The following is a 17,765-nucleotide window of genomic DNA, read 5'->3' as shown; positions in this document are numbered from 1 at the left end:
CACGGCGCGGAGCCCCGGGACGCGGCCGGGTGCGGGGGAGGACGTCGCCCGGGACCGAGCGGTCGCGGTCCGGGGCGGTGGATCGCGCAGGCGGTGCCCTCCCTAGGCTGGCCGGATGCTCGTACGGAACCGTTGGGCCGTCCTCTCGGTCAGCATGGTGGCGCAGGTGGCCAGTGTGTCGGCGATGTTCGGCGTGCCCGTCGTGCTGCCGCAGCTGAGGGAGGCCTTCGGCGTCACCACCGCGCAGGCCGGGATGCTGGCCGGCCTGCCCTCGCTCGGCCTGCTCCTCACGCTCCTGGTGTGGGGCCTGGTGATCGACCGGTTCGGGGAGCGGCCGACGATGGCGCTGAGCCTGGTGCTCACGGCGTGCGCGCTCGGCCTGCTCTGGACGGTCTCGGGCCTGTGGGGGGCCGTCGCGGTCCTGCTGCTGGTGGGCGCGGTCGGCGGCCCGGTCAACGCGGCGAGCGGACGGCTGGTGCTGTCCTGGTTCTCCGAGCGCGAACGCGGCCTGGCCATGGGCGTCCGCCAGTCGGCGCTGCCGCTGGGCGTGGGCCTCTCCGCCCTGGCGCTGCCCTGGGCAGCGGGTGCCTGGGGGTTCGTCGGCGCGATGACCCTCCCGGCCGTGCTCGCGCTCCTGGCGGTCCCGTTCGTGCTGGCGATGCCCGCCTCCGCCCCCGGGCGGCCCCCGGCACAGGAAGCGGCCGGGGACACCGCTGACGACGCCGCGCATGCCGACGCCTCCGCGGGCGCGGACACCGCCGACGGCGCGGCGCGCACCGAGGCCGGAGGGGCCAGCGAGGCCGCCGCGCGCCCCGTGGCCGGGTCGCCCTACCGGCACGGGCACATCTGGCGGGTGCACGGGGTGAGCATGCTGCTCGGCGTCCCGCAGATCGCGCTGATGACCTACGCCGTCATCTACCTGGTGCAGGAACAGGGGTGGAGCCCGCCCGCCGCGGGCGCGGTCGTCGCGGTGGCGCAGGTGCCCGGGGCGGCCGGGCGGCTGCTGCTGGGAGTCTGGTCCGACCGGACCGGGGACCGGATGCGCCCGGTGCGGTGGCTGGCGGTGGTCTCGGGGGTCTGCCTGGTGCTGCTCGCGGCGCTGCCGGGAGCCTGGGCGTGGACGGCCGTACCGCTGCTCCTGGCCTGCCTGGTCCTGACGATGTGGCACAACGGCCTGACCTTCACCGCCGTCGCCGAGACGGCGGGAACCTCCTGGGCGGGGCGGGCCCTGGCCGCGCAGAACTGGCTCCAGGCGGTCAGCACGACCCTGACGCCGGTGCTCATGGCGGCGGTGATCACCCTCGCGGGCCTGCCCTTCGTCTTCGCGGTGAGCGCGCTCTTCTCCGCCGCGGCCGTCGCCGTGGTCCCGGTGGCGCGGGGGCGTCGAGGGAAATGGGGTGTTTGACCGGTTTGTGGCCACTGAGGGCTTGATCATGACGCGTTCATCACATAAGTTCGCTTCCGGCACAGACGTTCGACATTCGCACGGTCACTCTCCGTGAGGGGGCTGCTCTCGACAGGGTGGAACACCCCGCCCAGCCCGGTTCCCGGCAACCCCGGGAGGATCCCGGACCGGCAGGAGCGGCCCCGGCGTCCGCGCCCCCACCGCGACAAGCAGAACACGAAGCGGGATCCATGACGCGCACCAGTCCCCTGACCTCGTTCCTCGACTACGAGAGGAGCATCGCGCCACCCGGCCACAGCCGGTGGCTCATCCCGCCCGCGGCCCTGGCGGTACACCTGTCCATCGGCCAGGTGTACGCGTTCAGCGTCTTCCGCAACCCGCTGGTCGAGCGGTTCGACACCTCGCTGACCGCGATCGGTGTCATCTTCAGCATCGCCATCGTCATGCTCGGCCTGTCGGCCGCGTTCGGCGGCAAGTGGGTGGAGCGCAACGGCCCGCGCAAGGCGATGTTCGTCTCCGGCCTGTTCTGGTCCGGCGGATTCGCGGTCGCCGCGCTCGGCGTGGCGACCGGCCAGCTCTGGCTGGTCTACCTCGGCTACGGCTTCCTCGGCGGGCTCGGTCTGGGCATCGGCTACATCTCGCCGGTCTCCACCCTCATCAAGTGGTTCCCCGACCGGCCCGGCCTGGCCACGGGCATCGCGATCATGGGCTTCGGCGGCGGCGCGCTCATCGCCTCGCCGCTGTCCTCCGAACTCCTCAACCGCTACGCCGACACCCCCGCGGACGCCATCGCGCCCGCGTTCCTCACCCTGGGCGCGGTCTACTTCGTGGTCATGATGCTGGGCGCCTTCACCGTGCGCGTCCCCCCGGCCGGCTGGCGGCCCCCTGGGGCCGCCGCCGAGGAGCCGAAGGGCGCCTCCGCCGGAGTGTCCCCGGCGCTGGAGGGGGTGTCGGTGGAGACCGCCGTGCGCACCCCGCAGTTCTGGCTCCTGTGGACCGTGCTCTTCTGCAACGTCACGGCGGGGATCGGGATCCTGGAGCAGGCCTCGCCCATGGTGCAGGAGTTCTTCACCGGGGTCGGCCCGGCCGAGGCGGCGGGTTACGTCGGCTTCCTCTCCCTGTGCAACATGCTCGGGCGGCTCGTGTGGTCCTCGGCCTCCGACGTGATCGGCCGCAAGCGCGTCTACATCGGCTACCTCGGCCTGGGCGGGCTCCTCTACCTGCTGATCGCCGTCGCCGGAACCAGTTCGATCGTGCTGTTCGTGGCGCTGACCGGCATCATCCTGTCCTTCTACGGCGGCGGCTTCTCCACGGTGCCCGCCTACCTGAAGGACCTGTTCGGCACCTTCAACGTGGGCGCCGTCCACGGCAGGCTCCTCACCGCCTGGTCGCTGGCCGGGGTCGCCGGGCCGATGATCGTCAACGTCATCGCCGACGCCCAGCTGGCCGCCGGACGCGACGGGGCCGAGCTCTACGGGCTCTCCCTCTACGTCATGGTCGGCGTCATGGCCGTGGGCTTCCTCGCGAACATGCTGGTCCGGCCCCTGCCCGAGCGGGTCCACCAGCGCGACCGCGAACGCGTCGCCGGGCGGAGCTGAGCCCGAACCCGGGGGCGGGACCGCGACGGGTCCCGCCCCCCGGAACCCCACACACGCCTCACCGGTCACCGATGAAGGGCCACACATGTCAGGCAACCGGACCACCAACGCCTCCACCGTCACCGCGATCCTGCTGTGGGTGATCGTGCTCGCCGCCCTGGCCTACGGGGTGGCGCAGACCGCGGTGGACGCCGCGGCGCTCTTCGCCTCCTGAGGGCCGACGCCGCCCGCCCGTTCCCACCAGGCGGTACACCGCCGCATCGGCGCGCCCACCGCCCCGCCCCCGGGGGGAAGCGCTGGGCGCGCCGAGGACAACCCGCTCGACTACGGGCCACCGCCCCGCCCCCCGCGGGGAGCGGTGGGCGGTGGGCGTTGCGCACGCTCCCCTCCGGGAACCCCGGCGTCCCGACCGCCGCCGGGGCTCGGGGGATCCGCCGGTCCCCGCAGGTCTGCGCCGCTACCTCGACGGCCCCGGGAGGGCCTCCCGGGGCGGCCCGTCCCGACCCGGGGAGCGTCCGTGGACGGTGCGGGGCGGCCCCGAACGGGCGGCCCGCCTCAGGCCCCGCCCGCGCTCTCGCCCTTGGCCCAGGCGGTGACCAGCCTCTGGGCGTCGGGGCGGCGCGGCATGGCCACGATGAGCAGGTCGTTCTCGTGGATCCGGGTGTGCGCCGAGGGCACCAGCACCCGCTTGCCCCGCAGGATCGTGGTGACCAGGCCGTGCGGCGGTTCCAGCTCCCCGAGCCGCCTGCCCACGATGTGGAGCCCCGGCGCCGCGCGCACCTCGATCAGCTCGGTGCCCAGGTCGCTGATGGGCACGTCCGCCACCACGGGTTCGAGCGAGTGCCCGCCCCGGGTCAGCCCCAGCAGGCCCGCGGCGGTGCGGATGCTGGTGCCCTGCACCGCCGCGGAGACCAGCACGACGAAGAAGACGATGTCGAAGATCAGGGCGCCGTCGGGGTACCCGGCCACGAAGGGGAACGTGGCCAGCACGATCGGCACGGCCCCGCGCAGCCCCACCCAGCTGACGAAGGCGATCTCCCGCCACGTGTAGTCGAACCACACCAGGCACAGAGCCACCGTCACCGGCCGGGCCACCAGCACAAGGACGGCGCTGACGGCCAGCCCCGAGAGCGCCACCCCCGGCAGGTCGGAGGGGAAGACCAGCATCCCCAGCAGCAGGAACAGCCCCACCTCGGCGGTGTTGGACAGCCCCTCGTGGAAGGTCCGGATGCCCCGCCGGTGCAGGGGAGCGCGGGCGCCCACGACCAGCCCGGTGACGTAGACCGCCAGGAAGCCCGAGGCGCCCGCCAGCGCCGCGGCGCCGTAGGAGACCCCGGCCACGCCCAGCGCCAGCACCGGGTAGACCCCCGCCGGTCCCAGGTTGATCCGGGTCAGCAGCCAGCTTCCGGCCAGCCCCGCCACGGCGCCCACGACCAGGCCCCCGACCAGCTGCATGAGGGCGAACAGCGCCCACTCGGCCGGTGACGGCGTGTCCCGCCAGGTGGCGATGAGTCCGATGGTGAGCAGGATGGCGATCGGGTCGTTGGCGCCGGACTCCACCTCCAGCAGGGAGGCGACCTTGCGGGGCAGCGGGGCCCTCCGTAGCATGGCGAACACCGCCGCGGCGTCGGTGGAGGCCACGACCGCGCCGATGAGCAGGGCGGTCAGGGGGCGCACGTCCAGCAGCAGGTACGTGCCCGCCGCCAGGATCAGCGCCGTGCCCGCCACCGCCACCGTGGCCAGCACGAACCCGGGCGCGGCGGCGCGCCGCAGGTCCCCGGGCTTGGTCGTCAGACCGCCCTCGAAGAGGATGAGGATCAGTCCGACGGTCCCGCCGATCTGGGCGATCTCGGGGTTGTCCAGGCGGATCAGTCCGAGCCCGTCGTCGGCGATGAGCATGCCCAGCGCCAGGAACAGCAGCAGGCCGGGCAGCCGGATGCGGTTGGCGAAGCCCGAGGCCAGGATCGCCGCCACCAACAGGAGTCCGGCCGCCAGGATCCACCCGTCGGCGGGCAGGTGCACTGTCATGGTCCCCCCGTCGTCGGCTCTGGGACGCGGTGGAGGGGGAGTGCCGATGGCCGCCGGTGGTGAGGACGGCACCGCACGGGCCCCCGCCCGCGCCATCACCCGGTTCCTGGTGCCCCTGGACGGCACCGCCGGTGCGGCGGCCGCCCTGGGCCCCGCGCTGCGCGCCGCCCGCGTCCTGCGGGTCCCCCTGGAACTGCTGACCGTGCGCGACCGCGTGAACCGCGCGTGGGCCGAGGACGTCGACGCGGTCGCCGCGGGCCTGGACTACGAGCGCGTCGAGGTGTCCATGGTCGGCTCCGGCTGGCCGGGGGACGTGATCGTCGACGCGGTCGCCGAGCAGCCCGGAACGGTCGTGTGCATGGCCACCCACGACCGGGACCGGTTCTCACGCCTGGTGGCGGGCAGCATCACCGGACACGTGCTGCGCCAGGCCGCCGCCCCGGTGCTCATGATAGGTCCCGGATACCTGTGTGACGAGGGAGGCGGGGCCGGTGGCCGCGCCCTCGTGTGCCTGGACGGCGGTTCCCGCGACGCCGACACCCTCGCCCTGGGACAGGGGTGGGCCCGCCAGCTCGGGCTGGAGGTGGAACTGGTGCACGTGGCCTCGCCCGGCGGGGCCGCCGTGGCAGAGGAGCGGCTGTCGGAGGCCGCGCGGAGGCTGGAGGCGGACGGCCTGGTGGTGCGGACGACCGTGCTGACCGGCGCCGACCCGGCGGGCGACATCACCGGGCTGCTCCACCGCCGACCCGGCGCCCTGGCGGTGCTCGCCAGCCGCGCCCGGGTGGGGATTCCCAAACTCGTCCTGGGCAGCGTCAGCTCGCGGATCCTCGCGGCCAGTCCCCGCCCCGTCCTCCTCACGCGCTCCTCCTGAGACGGGCACCCGGCGGGCTGGCCGGAAGCGTTACCGGTGTTCCCCGAGGGGGCCTGGCCTCGGTGGTCTCGTACCCGTGGCTGGTCCCGGCCGTCCGACCTCGCCGCGAGGTGCGAGGTCACGGTGTGTCAGCCGGCGGCCAGAGTCTGGCGGTAGTGCGCGATGAGCGCCTCGTCGGGACCGGCCTGCGTCCGCTCCGCGCGTCCGTCCAGCACGGCGGCGAGCGTGCGCAGGCACACGTCCCGCCCGGCCGCGGTGTCGGCCGTCCAGGCCGGGTCGGCGACGGTGTTGGACAGGCGCAGCACGCACCCGTCGCCGTCCTCCTCCAGGGTCCAGCGCAGGTCCTCGCCGTCCCAGTGGAAGGCCAGGACGTGCGGCGGCGCGAACTCGGTGATCGGCGCGGTCCGCGCCGGGTCGGGGCGCCCGGTCGGGTTCAGGCGTCCGTGGGGTGCGCGGCCCGGCCTCCCCTCACCGGGCCCGGCGCGGCGGTACGTACAGGTCGGTGGCCTCGTGTCCCACCCTGCGCGCGGTCAGGGCCGCGGGCACCATGGCCAGCAGTGCGAGCAGGGCCAGGCCGACGCCGACCCACAGCGGGGCGCGCAGGCCGAAGGCGTCGATGCCCATGCCGCCGGTCCAGGAGCCGACGACCACGCCCATGGTGATGAACGAGGAGTGCACGGTGTTGACCAGGGCGCGCGGGTTCCCGGCGCGCTGGACGCGGGTGATCATCGCGGGGTTTAGCGTGATGCCCACCAGGCCGATGCCCGCCATCGCCAGCAGGGCGGGGACCGGCAGGTCCGCGAAGAGGGCGAAGACGCCCAGGAAGACCGTGTTGAGCGCCAGACCGGCCACGATGACGGTCACGGTGTGGGACATGGCCAGGCGGCCGACCACGATGTTGCCGATGACCGTCGCCCCGCCGTAGCCCAGGAGCAGCAGCGGCACGATGTCGCGGGAGAACCCGGTGACCTCGGTGAGGATCGGCGTGAAGTAGGAGAACGCCGCGAAGGTGGCGCCGATGATGAGCGTGGAGGTGGCCATGACCGTCCACAGGCGCGGGCGGCGGAACACCTCCAGTTCGGAGCGCATGGCCCCGGCCTCCTCGGCCTTCTCCAGGCGCGGCAGCGCGAGCATGGTGGCCGCGGCCACGACCACGGTCAGCACGCCGACGGCGGCGAAGGCGGCGCGCCAGCCGAACTGGCCGCCGATGAGCGTGGACAGCGGCAGGCCGAGCAGGGTGCCCACCATGAGGCCCTGGAGGGCCACGCCGGTGGCGCGCCCGCGCAGGTGCGGCGCGGTGACCTGTGCGACCGCCGACAGGGCGACGCCGAAGAAGGCTCCGGCTGCCGCTCCGGTGATCACGCGGGCCACGAGCATGGGCCAGTAGGAGGTGGAGAGGGCGGCCAGCGCGTTGCCGACGAAGAAGACGGCGAAGAGCACCATCAGGGCGTGGTCCGTGCGCAGCCGGAGCACCGACAGGGTCGCCAGCGGACCGCCGAGCGCCATCGCCAGTGCGAACGCGGTGATGAGGTAGCCGATCTGCGGGATGGTGGCCCCCAGGTCCTCGGACATCTGCGGCATGAGACCGCCGACGAGCAGCTCGCTGGTGACCATGGCGAAGATGCCGAGCGCCATGAGGTAGACGGACTTGGGCATGGGGGGGTTCCTTCCAAGTTTTGTATCGTTCAGGCCAAAAAAAGGGCGCAGGGAGAGGCTGGGGAGGAGATGTACGGCGGACGCGCGGCAGTACCGGCGCGGAGGGGTCGCGCGGGCGCACGGGGTCGGGAGCGGTCGGGGCGGATCGGGGGGACCGGGCCCGGGGTGGAGGGGGAGGGAGGGGGCGCGGGTCAGGGGCGGAGCGCCTCGATTCCGGTGGAGGCGATGCCCTCCAGCACCGTGCGCCCGGCGCCCGACTGGGCCGCGACCCTCATCCCGGAGATGAGCGAGACCACGTACCAGGCCAGGTCGCCGGGGTCGCGGTCGGCGGCGACCGAGCCGTCGAGCTGGCCGTCCATGACTGTCAGGCGCAGTGAGGACAGGCGTTTGTGCAGGTCGGCCTCCACCACTTGGGCGACTTCCGGGTTGCGCGAGGCGATCGTGGTGATGGTGTTGACAGTGAAGCAGCCTGCTCCGCGACCGCTCTCCCTGTTGGCCGCCTCGTCGGCCACGATCACGGCGAGCAGCGCCCCGATCCGGTCCAGCCCGCTGCCCCCGGCGGAGTCCAGCACGGTCCCCTGGCGCGCGGTCATGGTGGTGACGTAGTGGGAGAGCGCCCGGCGGAACAGGTGCTCCTTGGAGTGGAAGGTGTTGTAGAGGCTGCTGCGGGTCAGTCCGGTCGCCTGGCACAGGTCGGCCGTGGAGGTCCCGTCGAAGCCCTTGGCCCGGAACTCCTCGTAGGCGGCCCGGATCACGTGCTCCTCGTCGAACTGGCGTGGTCTTCCCATGTTCCAGACGGTACCACTTTATGGACTGATCGACACAAAAAATCGAGAACGGAACCGGGGTGCCGATCGGGGCCGTGGAAGTGGTAGTCCAGGGGCGCGGGCGCTGGGACCGCGCCCGCCGGGCGCGGTCCGGAGCGGCCCCTTCGCGGGGCCGGGAGTCCGACCGGCGCCGTCCACCAGCGCAGAGGGAGAGACAGGCGATGGAACGCAGTCCCGGTACACGGGTCCGGCTGGGCGGGTCCTCGGTGGCGATCAGCCCCCTCGGGCTGGGCACCGCCCCACTCGGCAACGGCGGCTACCGGGAGGTGGACGAGGAGGCCGCGGCCGCGACGGTCCTGGCGGCGTGGGAGGCGGGTGTGCGCTACTTCGACACCGCTCCCCACTACGGTCTGGGCCTGGCCGAGCGCCGCCTGGGCCGCGCCCTGGCCGGTCTGCCCCGCGAGCGGTACGCGGTCTCGACCAAGGTCGGCCGCCTGCTGGAGCCCACCCCGCACCGCGCCGGGCGGTGGGACGACCAGGGCTTCGCCGTTCCCGCCGCGTACGGGCGGCGGTGGGACTTCAGCGCCGACGGGGTGCGCCGCTCCCTGGAACAGAGCCTGGAGCGGCTGGGCCTGGACCGGGTGGACGTGGTGCTCCTGCACGATCCCGACCACCACTGGGAGCAGGCGGTCGGTGAGGCCTACCCGGCCCTGCACGAGCTGCGCGACCAGGGCGTGGTCGGCGCGATCGGCGCGGGCATGAACCAGGCGCGCATGCTGGAGCGCTTCGCAGTGGAGACCGACGTGGACGCCGTGCTGCTCGCGGGCAGGTACACGCTGCTGGACCAGGGGGCGGCGGCCACGATGCTCCCGGCCTGCCTGCGCGCGGGGGTGTCGGTGATCGCGGCCGGAGTTTTCAACAGCGGGATCCTGGCCGTGGACGAGCCCTCCGCCGACGCCACCTACGACTACACGGCCGCCCCCGGGCCGCTGCGCGACCGGGCGCTGCGGATCGCCGCGGTGGCCCGCCGCCACGGGGTCGGCCTGCCCCAGGCGGCGATGGCCTTCTGCGCGCGCCACCCGGCGGTGGCCGGGGTCCTGGTGGGGGCCCGCTCGGCCGGGGAGATCACGCACGACGCCCGCCTCCTGGCCGCCCCGGTCCCCGAGGGCCTGTGGGCGGACCTGGAGGCCGAGGGCCTGCTCGTCCCCGGAACCGCGCCCTGACCCCCGCGGCCCTGGCCCGCCACGCGGACGGACGCGAGACCACCTTCCGCGCGGACGGGCTTCGCGTCGTCGCGGCGACTGACGGCCCCGGCGCCGTGGCGCCCGCCCGCACCGGTGTTCCGCTTCCGTTCCGCGCTGTCCCGTTCCTTCCCAAGCTGTTGCGCGCCGACTTCCGTGCGTTCGGGACTCCGTCCCGTGCCGGGGCCGTCGCCAGGCGCAGATCCGGTCTTGTGAACAGGTCCCCGCAGGGTCCGCCGCGCAGTAGCGTGGTGGGGGCCGGTCTGTGTCGGACCGCCCTCCACCACGACAGCAGCGCCCCCCCGCTCGGGCCGGCCCTTCCCCCGGGAGCCCCATGACCACGATCAAGCACCAGGACGGCGAAGCGGTCCTGTCGGCGTTCTCCCTGACCCTCGACCACACGGCGTGGACGGCCTCGCTCGCCAAGAAGAGCGTGTCTCCGCTGGTCATCCACCTCACCGACGTCGAACGCCTCGAACAACAGCTCTCCGGGTCCCAGGAGCGCCGCCTGCGCGTCGTGGTGAGGGGACACGGGACGGCACGGACCAAGCCGTCCGAGGACCCCTACCTCCTGCACTTCATCCCCGTGCGCTCCGCCTACGCGAAGGAGGTCGCCGCCTTCGTCACCGCGCTGGCAGCGGCGGTCGACGCCCAGCGTCCGCACGGTGCGCCGGGCTGTCTGGTCGATGTCGCCGACATCCGCGATCCGGCGCCTGCCGTCGGTGCGCAGGGGGCCCATGTGCCGTATGCCGTCTCCGATCCGGGGCGGCCCCAGGGCGGGCCCGGGTACCGCTTCAACCCGCCGCCGAACTGGCCGCCCACGCCTCCGGGCTGGTTTCCCCCCACGGGCTGGCACCCCGACCCGGCGTGGGGCCCGGCTCCGGCGGGATGGCCCTTCTGGGTGCCCGAGGGGCCGCCGGCCGCTTTCGGCCAGCCCCCGCACCCCGCTCCCGCCGCCGCTGACCACCGGCCGCCCGAGCCCGTCCCAGGGCCGGTGCGTGAGCCCGTCCCCGGACCGGTTCCCCCGGCAGCGCCGCAGAACCGGACCGCCGCGGTGTCCGGCCACGTCGACACCGACATCGGCGTGTTCGGCGCGCGTGCCAAGGCCAAGGACCTGGCCGTGCGGGTCAACGGTCTGGCCGATGAGAACGCCCAGCTCAGGGAGCACCTGCAACGCCTCGGTGCGCTGGAGGCCGCCGACCTGGAGGAACGGGTGCGGTCTTTGAGGGACGAGGTCGCCGCCCTCCAGGCCGACCACGCGCGGCAGCGGGACCGCCTGACTACGGACCTGCGCGAGACCGCCGCGCGGGAGCGGGCCGCGCTGGAGGCGGACGCCAACCGGCTGCGGGCGGAGACCGCGGCCCTGGAGACGCGCCTGGCCGGGCTGCGCTCCGACGTCGTCGTCACCGAGGACCTCCTCGCCCTCCAGGAGGCCGGGGTCTACTCCTACTCCCACCCGCTGGACGACTCGGTGGCCTACAAGTCCGCCCTGGCCGACCTCAAGGACCGCACCAAGGCGATGAACCGCAAGGACGGGGGCGCTGTCCAGGCCACCACGGCCTTCACCATGAACGGATCGCTGTCCGAGGGCCGCAAGATGGTCGGCGAGTTCTCCAAGCTGCTCCTGCGCGCCTACAACAACGAGGCCGACAACCTCGTGCGCGGGATGAAGCCCTACAAGCTCGCCACTTCCCGTGACCGGCTGGACAAGACACGGGCGACGGTGGAGAAGCTGGGGCGCTCGATGGACATCCGCATCTCCCACGCCTACCACCGGCTGCGTCTGCGCGAGCTCGAACTGACCGCTGACCACATCAACAAGGTGGCCGAGGAGAAGGAGCGCGAACGCGAGGAGAAGGCGCGCATGCGCGAGGAGCGCCAGGCCCAGGCGGAGCTGGACCGGGAGAGGGCGCGCCTGGACAAGGAGCGCAGCCACTACGAGAACGCCCTGGCCGCGATGCGGGCCAAGGGTGACGAGGACGCGGTGCGGCGGCTCCAGGAGCAGATCGACGGGGTCGCCTCGGCGATGGAGGACGTCGAGCAGCGCGCGGCCAACGTGCGCGCGGGTTACGTGTACGTGATCTCCAACCTCGGCTCGTTCGGCGACCGGGTGGTCAAGGTCGGTATGACGCGGCGCCTGGACCCCATGGACCGGGTGCGCGAGCTCAGCGACGCGTCGGTGCCGTTCAACTTCGACGTCCACGCCCTGCACTTCTCCGAGGACGCGGTCGGGGTGGAGGCCGAGATGCACCGCAGGCTCGCGGACAGGCGCGTGAACCGGGTGAACCACCGACGCGAGTTCTTCCACGCCACCCCCGCGGAGGTCCGGGACCTGCTGGCCGGGGTCGCGGGAGACCTGCTGCGGTACGAGGAGGTGCCCGAGGCGGCGGAGTTCCGGCAGAGCGCGTCCGGTGAGGGAGACCAGAAAGCACAGTCCGCGGTGGCGTCCTAGCCTTCGGTCTCCCCTGCGTTCCGTGAGGAGGAGCGGTCCTCGCCTCCGCGAGCACCGGACGCGAGGACCGCTCCTCCGCCCGCACCGGCGCTGCGGGGTCTCCCGGAGTCGCGGGCCCGCGTCGTAGGGTGGCCGTGCGGTCCGCGGCCGCGGACCGCACGGCGAACCGAGGGGAGCGCCACGTGCGCCTGGTCTGCGTACTCGACACCAACGACCTCCATGCCGCCGCCGACTTCTGGTGCGCCGCGCTGGGCTTCGAGCGCGAGGAGGGCCAGCACCCGGTCTACCTCGCGCTGAAGGACCCGGGCGGGCGCTGGCCCGACCTGGTCCTCCAGAAGGTGCCCGAACCCCGCTCCGGCAAGAACCGGATGCACCTGGACCTGGTCGTCCACGACCTGGACGCGGAGGTCGAGCGGGTGCGCGCGCTGGGCGCGGAGGTGCTGCGCCCGGCCTACGAGGAGGACGGCCACCTGCTGGCGGTCCTGGCCGACCCCGAGGGCAACGAGTTCTGCGTGGTCGAGCGCCTCGACGGCACCCTGGGCGGGTAGCGCGCGCCCGGTCCGCGCCATGTGTGCGCCGAAGGCGCCGGGGTAGCGCTCACCACACGGCCCGCGCGCCGCCGAACCGCGCGGACGCGGGCCGTCGCGCCACGGGATCCAGACGACGCGACCGGGTGAGGTGGCACACGTGTTTCGGGACCGGCGAGAGGCGGGCGAGCGGCTCGCCCGCGCGGTGGCGGAGCGGGCGGGACCGCGCCCGCGCGTGCTGGCCCTGCCCCGGGGCGGTGTCCCCGTGGCCAGGCCCGTCGCCGACGCCCTCGGCGTGCCGCTGGACATCGTGGTCGCGCGCAAGATCCCCGCCCCCGGCAGCCCGGAGACGGCGATCGGGGCGACCACGGCCGAGGGCCCCGCGCTGTTCGACCAGAGGGCGCTGGACCTGCTGGGCATCCCCGAGGGACGCCTGGCCGAGATGGTCGGGACCCAGCGGGCGGAGGCGCGGCGCAGGCTGCTGGCCTACCGCGGGGAGGACCCCGAGCCCGAGGTCACCGGATACGACGTCGTGGTGGTCGACGACGGCCTGGCCACCGGGATGAGCGCCAGGGCGGCGCTGACCTCGGTGCTCACCCGGCGCCCCGCGTCCCTGACGCTGGCCGTCCCCGTGGGCGCGCCCGAAGCCGTCCGCGCGCTCTCCGACGTCTGCGACCGGGTCGTCTGCCTGGAGACACCGCCGGACTTCGGCGCGGTCAGCCTCTGGTACGCGAGGTTTCCCCAGGTCACCGATGACGAGGTGCGCGGCCTGCTGGTGAGGCTTCCCCGAGGTCCCGGAGAATCCGGCGGCCCGGGTTCCCACGGCTCCGGCGGTCCCGGAGACGGCCCTCCCGGCCGCCCCTGACCGTCACCGGCCGCCGCGCACGCGGCGGACGACACCGGGTCGGCGCACCGCACGGGAGGTCGGCCCCCACGAAGGGAGAGGACCATGACCGCCGTCGACGTGACGGTACGCACGCCGGACGCGCGACTCGACGGGCGGCTGGCCGTGTTCCCCGGGGCGACCGCGGTCGTGGCCTTCGCGCACGGCAGCGGAAGCTCACGCCACAGCCCGCGCAACCGGGCCGTCGCCGAGGAGCTCAACCGGGTCGGGGTCGCCACGCTCCTGCTGGACCTGCTCACCCCGGAGGAGGAGCGCGCCGACAGCGCGACCGGGCGGCAGCGCTTCGACATCGACCTGCTCACCCGGCGGCTCACCGGCACCGTGGACTGGCTGGCCGGACACGAGGACACCGCGGGGACGCCCATCGGCCTGTTCGGCGCCAGCACCGGCGCCGCCGCCGCGCTGAGGACCGCGGCCGAGCGCCCCGACCTGGTCGCCGCGGTGGTCTCGCGCGGCGGCCGCCCCGACCTGGCGGGCACCGAGGCGCTCCAGGTCGTGCGCGCTCCCACGCTGCTCATCGTCGGCGGCGCGGACACCGAGGTCCTGCGGCTCAACGAGGAGGCGGCCGACCGGCTCAGCGCCCCGCACCGGATCCACGTCGTCCCCCGCGCCACCCACCTGTTCGAGGAACCGGGGGCGCTGGAGGAGGTGGCCGACGCCGCCTCCGGCTGGTTCGCGGGCATCCTGGGCGAGGCGGAGCGATGAGCCCCGGGACCGGCTCGGACGCCCTCCTGCGGCTGTCCGGCCCGAGGTCGCTGGACCCGCTCCTGGATCGGATCGGCGACGCGCGCTACGTGCTGCTGGGCGAGGCCTCGCACGGCACCGCCGAGTTCTACCGCTGGCGGGCGGAACTGACCCGGCGGCTGATCGAGGAGGCGGGCTTCTCCTTCGTCGCGGTGGAGGGCGACTGGCCCGACTTCCAGCAGCTGCACTGCGGCGTCGTGGGCGCGCCGGGGGCGCCCGAGGATCCCAGGCGGATCCTGGAGGGCTTCCGCAGGTGGCCGCAGTGGATGTGGGCCAACACCGAGGTGCTGGAGTTCGCCCGGTGGCTGCGCGAACACAACCTGGGGCTCGCGCCGGAGCGGCGCGCCGGGTTCTTCGGCCTCGACGTCTACAGCCTGTGGGAGTCGTTGTACGCGGTGCTGGGGTGGCTGCGCGAGAACATGCCCGAGCAGGTGGAACCGGCTCTGAACGCCTACCGCTGCTTCCAGCCCTACGGAGAGGATCCCCAGGCCTACGCCCGCGCGACGCGGCTGGTGCCCGAGAGCTGCGAGGCGGAGGTCGTGCGCCTGCTGGCCGGGCTGCGCGAGCGGGCGGGGGAGGCCTCCTTCGCCGAGGACCTGGCCGAGTTCGCCGCGCGCCAGAACGCCGAGGTGCTCGCGGACGCCGAGCAGTACTACCGGGCGCTGGTGCGCGGCGGCCCCGAGTCGTGGAACGTCCGCGACCACCACATGGCCGACACGCTCGACCGGCTCATGGATTACCACGGGCCCGGAGCCAAGGCCGTGGTGTGGGAGCACAACACCCATGTCGGCGACGCGCGCGCCACCGACATGGCCGCCTCGGGCATGGTCAACGTGGGGCAGTTGGTGCGCGAGCGCCACGGCGACGAGGGCGTGGTCCTCGTCGGCTTCGGCACCTACGAGGGCCGGGTCATGGCCGCCCGGGCCTGGGGGGAGACCCCCGAACCGATGCCGGTGCCCGCGGCGCGCCACGGGAGCGTGGAGGCGCTGCTGCACCAGTCGTTCGAGGGGGAGACGGGCCTGCTGCTCCTGACCGGCGAGGGGGCGGTCGATCCGTTCGCGGGCGAGGTCCTGCCGCACCGCGCCGTCGGCGTCATCTACCACCCCGGACGCGACGGGCTGCGCAACTACGTACCGACCGTGCTGGGGGAGCGCTACGACGCCTTCGTGTTCGTCGACCGCACCCGCGCGCTCACGCCCCTGCACGAGGTCGAGGAGGACTCGGGCGAGGAGGGGACCTGGCCCAGCGGCCAGTGACCCGGCCGGGCCGTCCCCGACTCGCGGCCCCGGAGCCGGGGGAGCAGCGGACAGGGCAGGGGCGGCGGTCGTGCACACGGGTGAGGACGAGGAGACCCCCGTCGGGGGGCTGGTGCCCTGGGCGGGCCCTTCGCGTTCGGCGCCCGCGGCCCGGTATCCGGTTCGAGAGCCCTGCCGGATGCGATACAGTTTCACCTGTTGGCGGCGCCGGGAACGGCGTTCGCGCAGCGGACGGGACGTAGCGCAGTTTGGCAGCGCACTTGACTGGGGGTCAAGGGGTCGTGGGTTCAAATCCCGCCGTCCCGACAGAGGAATAGCAGGTCAGTGAGGGGTCCACCGGAAGGTGGGCCCCTTTCCGCGTTCCCGGTGTGGTGGAAGCGGGGCGAGCGGGCCGTCAGTCCGCGCCGTGCGGGTTCTCGTCCGCGGTCCGTGCCGTTGACCGGACCGCCACCGGTCGCCACCGGCCGCGCGGAGCACCGCCGCGGCCCGTTCCGGAGTCATCGGCACGGCCCGGCATCCGGGGCGGTCGCCCCGGTATAAGCGCTGCTTATGAGCCCCATGGAGACGGGCCCCTACCCGACGGTACCGACTTCGTGTTGCATGGTCAGGTCTGTGGCGCGGACCACAGGGCGACGCGTCCATCCGCTGCCGCGCGGCGCCGTTTTCGGCGCTCCACGGGAGGACGCGCCCGCGATACGGCCCTGGAGCACGCCGGGGCGGACCCGCTCACGCCGCTCCACCGCGGATGTGCGAGCGTTTCCGCCAAGGCGGCCGCGCTTCCGCGCGGCTTCAGGCGGCGGAGAGACCGGACCGGTCGCGGTCCGCCTCAGTGACACAAAGCCTGACACCGCCCCCCATCAGGTCTGAACGGAAAAGAGCCAGATGACTGACACCTTGGTCGTGGCGCACACGGCGATAGCGATTATCGGCGTGGTGCTGCTGATCCTGGCCGCCCGCGTCGAGCCGGTGATCGCACTCGTGATCGGGTCGATCTACCTGGGACTCGCGGCCGGACTGGGGTTCGAGAAGACCATCTCGACCATCGCCCAGGGCTTCGGCGACATCATGACCGAAGTCGGGCTGCTCATCGGGTTCGGCGTCCTGTTGGGGTCGCTGCTGTTCCGCATGGGCGCCCTGCAGAAACTGGTGGAGCTGCTGCTGAGACTGCTCGGTCCCAGACGGCTCCCCTACGCGCTCGCCTCCGTGCTGAGCACGATCTTCCCGTCCATCTACGTGGACGTGCAGCTCGTGCTCGCCGCCCCGCTGGCCCGCTCCGCCGCGCCCGGCCTGGGCCGCAACGGCGTCGGCATGATGGGCGGCGCGCTCAGCACCGGCATCCTCGTCGGCTACGTGTTCGTGATCCCCGGTCTGGGAACCGTGTCGATCGCCGGTCTGCTGGGCGTCCCGCTCGGCACGATGCTGCTCTACGGCTTCGGTGTCGGACTGGCCACGGCGGTGCTCACCGTGTTCCTCTACGGCCTCCTGCTGAAGGTCGGGTTCTGGAACCCGGACAAGGACGAGGTCGCCCCGGTGGCGGTCGGCGCCCACGAGTCCGCCGGCGCCGCGCAGCCCGTGGGCGCCGCGCCCAGCGGCGGCAGCGGCGGCGTCAGTGACGGCGGCGACGACGGCACGGCGAAGGCCGCCGAGACGGCGCCGCGGACCCCGCCGCTCTACGTCTCCCTGCTGCCCATCCTCATCCCGCTGGTCATGATCGCCGCCGGGGCGATCGCCGAGGCCGCGGGCGTGGCGTCTCCCGTGATCGCCTTCTTCGGCGACCCGGTGCTGGCGCTCTTCGTCGGCCTGGTCGGCGCCTACCTGCTGTCGCGGGGCGTGCTGGGCAACGAGCGCACCAACGACGCGCTGGGCGAGGGACTCAACACCACCGGGCAGATCCTGCTGGTCACCGGTGTGGGCGGTTCGCTGGGCGCGGTGATCGGCGAGACGGCGCTCGAAGGGGTCCTGGGCGGCCTGTTCTCGGCCGACGCGGGCACACCGGCGCTCGTGGCGGTGCTGCTGGCCTGGCTGGTGGCGGCCGTGCTGCACGTGGCCATCGGCTCGATCTCCGTCGCCGCCATCGCGGCCGCGGGCATCCTCGCCCCGATCATGGGCAGCCTGGACCTGCCGCCCGCGGTCCTGGGGCTGTCCATCGGCGCGGGCGCCCTGTTCGCGCTCCACGTGAACAGCAACTTCTTCTGGATGTTCCAGTCGCTGCTCGGTGTGACCACCCGGGGCACGCTCAAGGCGCTGACCTTCGTGACCTCGCTGGCCTCGGTGGTCTCGCTGGTCATCGTCGTGGGCATCAGCCTCGTCGTCTAG

15 protein-coding genes and 1 tRNA gene are annotated in these 17,765 nt (G+C 73.8%); 12 read left to right on the top strand and 4 right to left on the bottom strand.

Annotation, left to right across the window (positions count from 1 at the left end; translation table 11 throughout):
- The first annotated feature begins 115 nt into the window (after positions 1 to 115).
- The 3 genes from G011_RS0121760 to G011_RS32810 all read left to right on the top strand — a co-directional run bounded on the left by G011_RS0121760 (position 116) and on the right by G011_RS32810 (position 3,217).
- On the top strand, positions 116 to 1,405 hold the full coding sequence (locus tag G011_RS0121760; RefSeq protein WP_026338535.1) for an MFS transporter: 1,290 nt from the start codon (positions 116 to 118) through the stop codon (positions 1,403 to 1,405).
- A gap of 230 nt (positions 1,406 to 1,635) precedes the next feature.
- Positions 1,636 to 3,003, top strand: coding sequence for an OFA family MFS transporter (locus G011_RS0121755; RefSeq protein ID WP_019610328.1), 1,368 nt, complete (start codon positions 1,636 to 1,638; stop codon positions 3,001 to 3,003).
- 85 nt (positions 3,004 to 3,088) lie between these two features.
- Positions 3,089 to 3,217: a hypothetical protein gene (locus tag G011_RS32810; RefSeq protein WP_019610327.1), complete on the top strand. Its 129-nt coding sequence runs from the start codon at positions 3,089 to 3,091 to the stop codon at positions 3,215 to 3,217.
- Positions 3,218 to 3,558: 341 nt separating this feature from the next.
- On the opposite strand, the gene G011_RS0121745 is transcribed toward G011_RS32810, so the two are convergent.
- Positions 3,559 to 5,031: a potassium/proton antiporter gene (locus tag G011_RS0121745; RefSeq protein WP_026338533.1), complete on the bottom strand. Its 1,473-nt coding sequence runs from the start codon at positions 5,029 to 5,031 to the stop codon at positions 3,559 to 3,561.
- A 46-nt stretch (positions 5,032 to 5,077) separates the two neighbouring features.
- Here G011_RS0121745 and G011_RS0121740 point away from each other — a divergent pair, with 46 nt between their 5' ends.
- Positions 5,078 to 5,902 (top strand): universal stress protein, encoded by an 825-nt coding sequence (locus G011_RS0121740; protein WP_019610325.1) that lies wholly within the window; start codon positions 5,078 to 5,080, stop codon positions 5,900 to 5,902.
- Between the two features lie 128 nt (positions 5,903 to 6,030).
- On the opposite strand, the gene G011_RS32595 is transcribed toward G011_RS0121740, so the two are convergent.
- The 3 genes from G011_RS32595 to G011_RS0121725 form a co-directional block, all read right to left on the bottom strand.
- Positions 6,031 to 6,207 (bottom strand): hypothetical protein, encoded by a 177-nt coding sequence (locus tag G011_RS32595; RefSeq protein WP_019610324.1) that lies wholly within the window; start codon positions 6,205 to 6,207, stop codon positions 6,031 to 6,033.
- A gap of 163 nt (positions 6,208 to 6,370) precedes the next feature.
- The gene (locus tag G011_RS0121730; protein ID WP_019610323.1) at positions 6,371 to 7,558 is read right to left on the bottom strand and encodes an MFS transporter; all 1,188 of its coding nucleotides are present in this window, start codon (positions 7,556 to 7,558) and stop codon (positions 6,371 to 6,373) included.
- A 191-nt stretch (positions 7,559 to 7,749) separates the two neighbouring features.
- Entirely contained in the window at positions 7,750 to 8,346 is a 597-nt protein-coding gene (locus G011_RS0121725) for a TetR/AcrR family transcriptional regulator (protein ID WP_026338532.1), read from the bottom strand.
- A 200-nt stretch (positions 8,347 to 8,546) separates the two neighbouring features.
- Between G011_RS0121725 and G011_RS0121720 the strand changes: the two genes are divergently transcribed.
- The 8 genes from G011_RS0121720 to G011_RS0121685 all read left to right on the top strand — a co-directional run bounded on the left by G011_RS0121720 (position 8,547) and on the right by G011_RS0121685 (position 17,765).
- Positions 8,547 to 9,548: an aldo/keto reductase gene (locus G011_RS0121720; protein ID WP_019610321.1), complete on the top strand. Its 1,002-nt coding sequence runs from the start codon at positions 8,547 to 8,549 to the stop codon at positions 9,546 to 9,548.
- Between the two features lie 352 nt (positions 9,549 to 9,900).
- Entirely contained in the window at positions 9,901 to 12,018 is a 2,118-nt protein-coding gene (locus tag G011_RS31290; RefSeq protein WP_019610320.1) for a DUF4041 domain-containing protein, read from the top strand.
- Positions 12,019 to 12,200: 182 nt separating this feature from the next.
- A complete protein-coding gene (locus G011_RS0121710) occupies positions 12,201 to 12,566 on the top strand; it encodes a VOC family protein (protein WP_026338530.1) in 366 nt (121 codons plus the stop codon).
- 139 nt (positions 12,567 to 12,705) lie between these two features.
- On the top strand, positions 12,706 to 13,410 hold the full coding sequence (locus G011_RS0121705) for a phosphoribosyltransferase (RefSeq protein ID WP_019610318.1): 705 nt from the start codon (positions 12,706 to 12,708) through the stop codon (positions 13,408 to 13,410).
- Between the two features lie 84 nt (positions 13,411 to 13,494).
- Positions 13,495 to 14,154: a dienelactone hydrolase family protein gene (locus G011_RS0121700; protein ID WP_019610317.1), complete on the top strand. Its 660-nt coding sequence runs from the start codon at positions 13,495 to 13,497 to the stop codon at positions 14,152 to 14,154.
- Complete coding sequence (locus G011_RS0121695; RefSeq protein WP_019610316.1) at positions 14,151 to 15,449, top strand: erythromycin esterase family protein; 1,299 nt, start codon at positions 14,151 to 14,153, stop codon at positions 15,447 to 15,449. The genes G011_RS0121700 and G011_RS0121695 overlap by 4 nt, the downstream gene beginning before the upstream one ends.
- Before the next feature lie 232 nt (positions 15,450 to 15,681).
- Positions 15,682 to 15,755, top strand: a tRNA-Pro gene (locus tag G011_RS0121690).
- Positions 15,756 to 16,331: 576 nt separating this feature from the next.
- Positions 16,332 to 17,765 (top strand): GntP family permease, encoded by a 1,434-nt coding sequence (locus G011_RS0121685; protein ID WP_036552912.1) that lies wholly within the window; start codon positions 16,332 to 16,334, stop codon positions 17,763 to 17,765.

The sequence above is a fragment of the Nocardiopsis sp. CNS-639 genome (assembly GCF_000381685.1).
GTDB lineage: Bacteria > Actinomycetota > Actinomycetes > Streptosporangiales > Streptosporangiaceae > Nocardiopsis > Nocardiopsis dassonvillei.
Note: the sequence above shows the minus strand (reverse complement) of the source record. Positions and strands in the feature narration are given on the sequence as shown.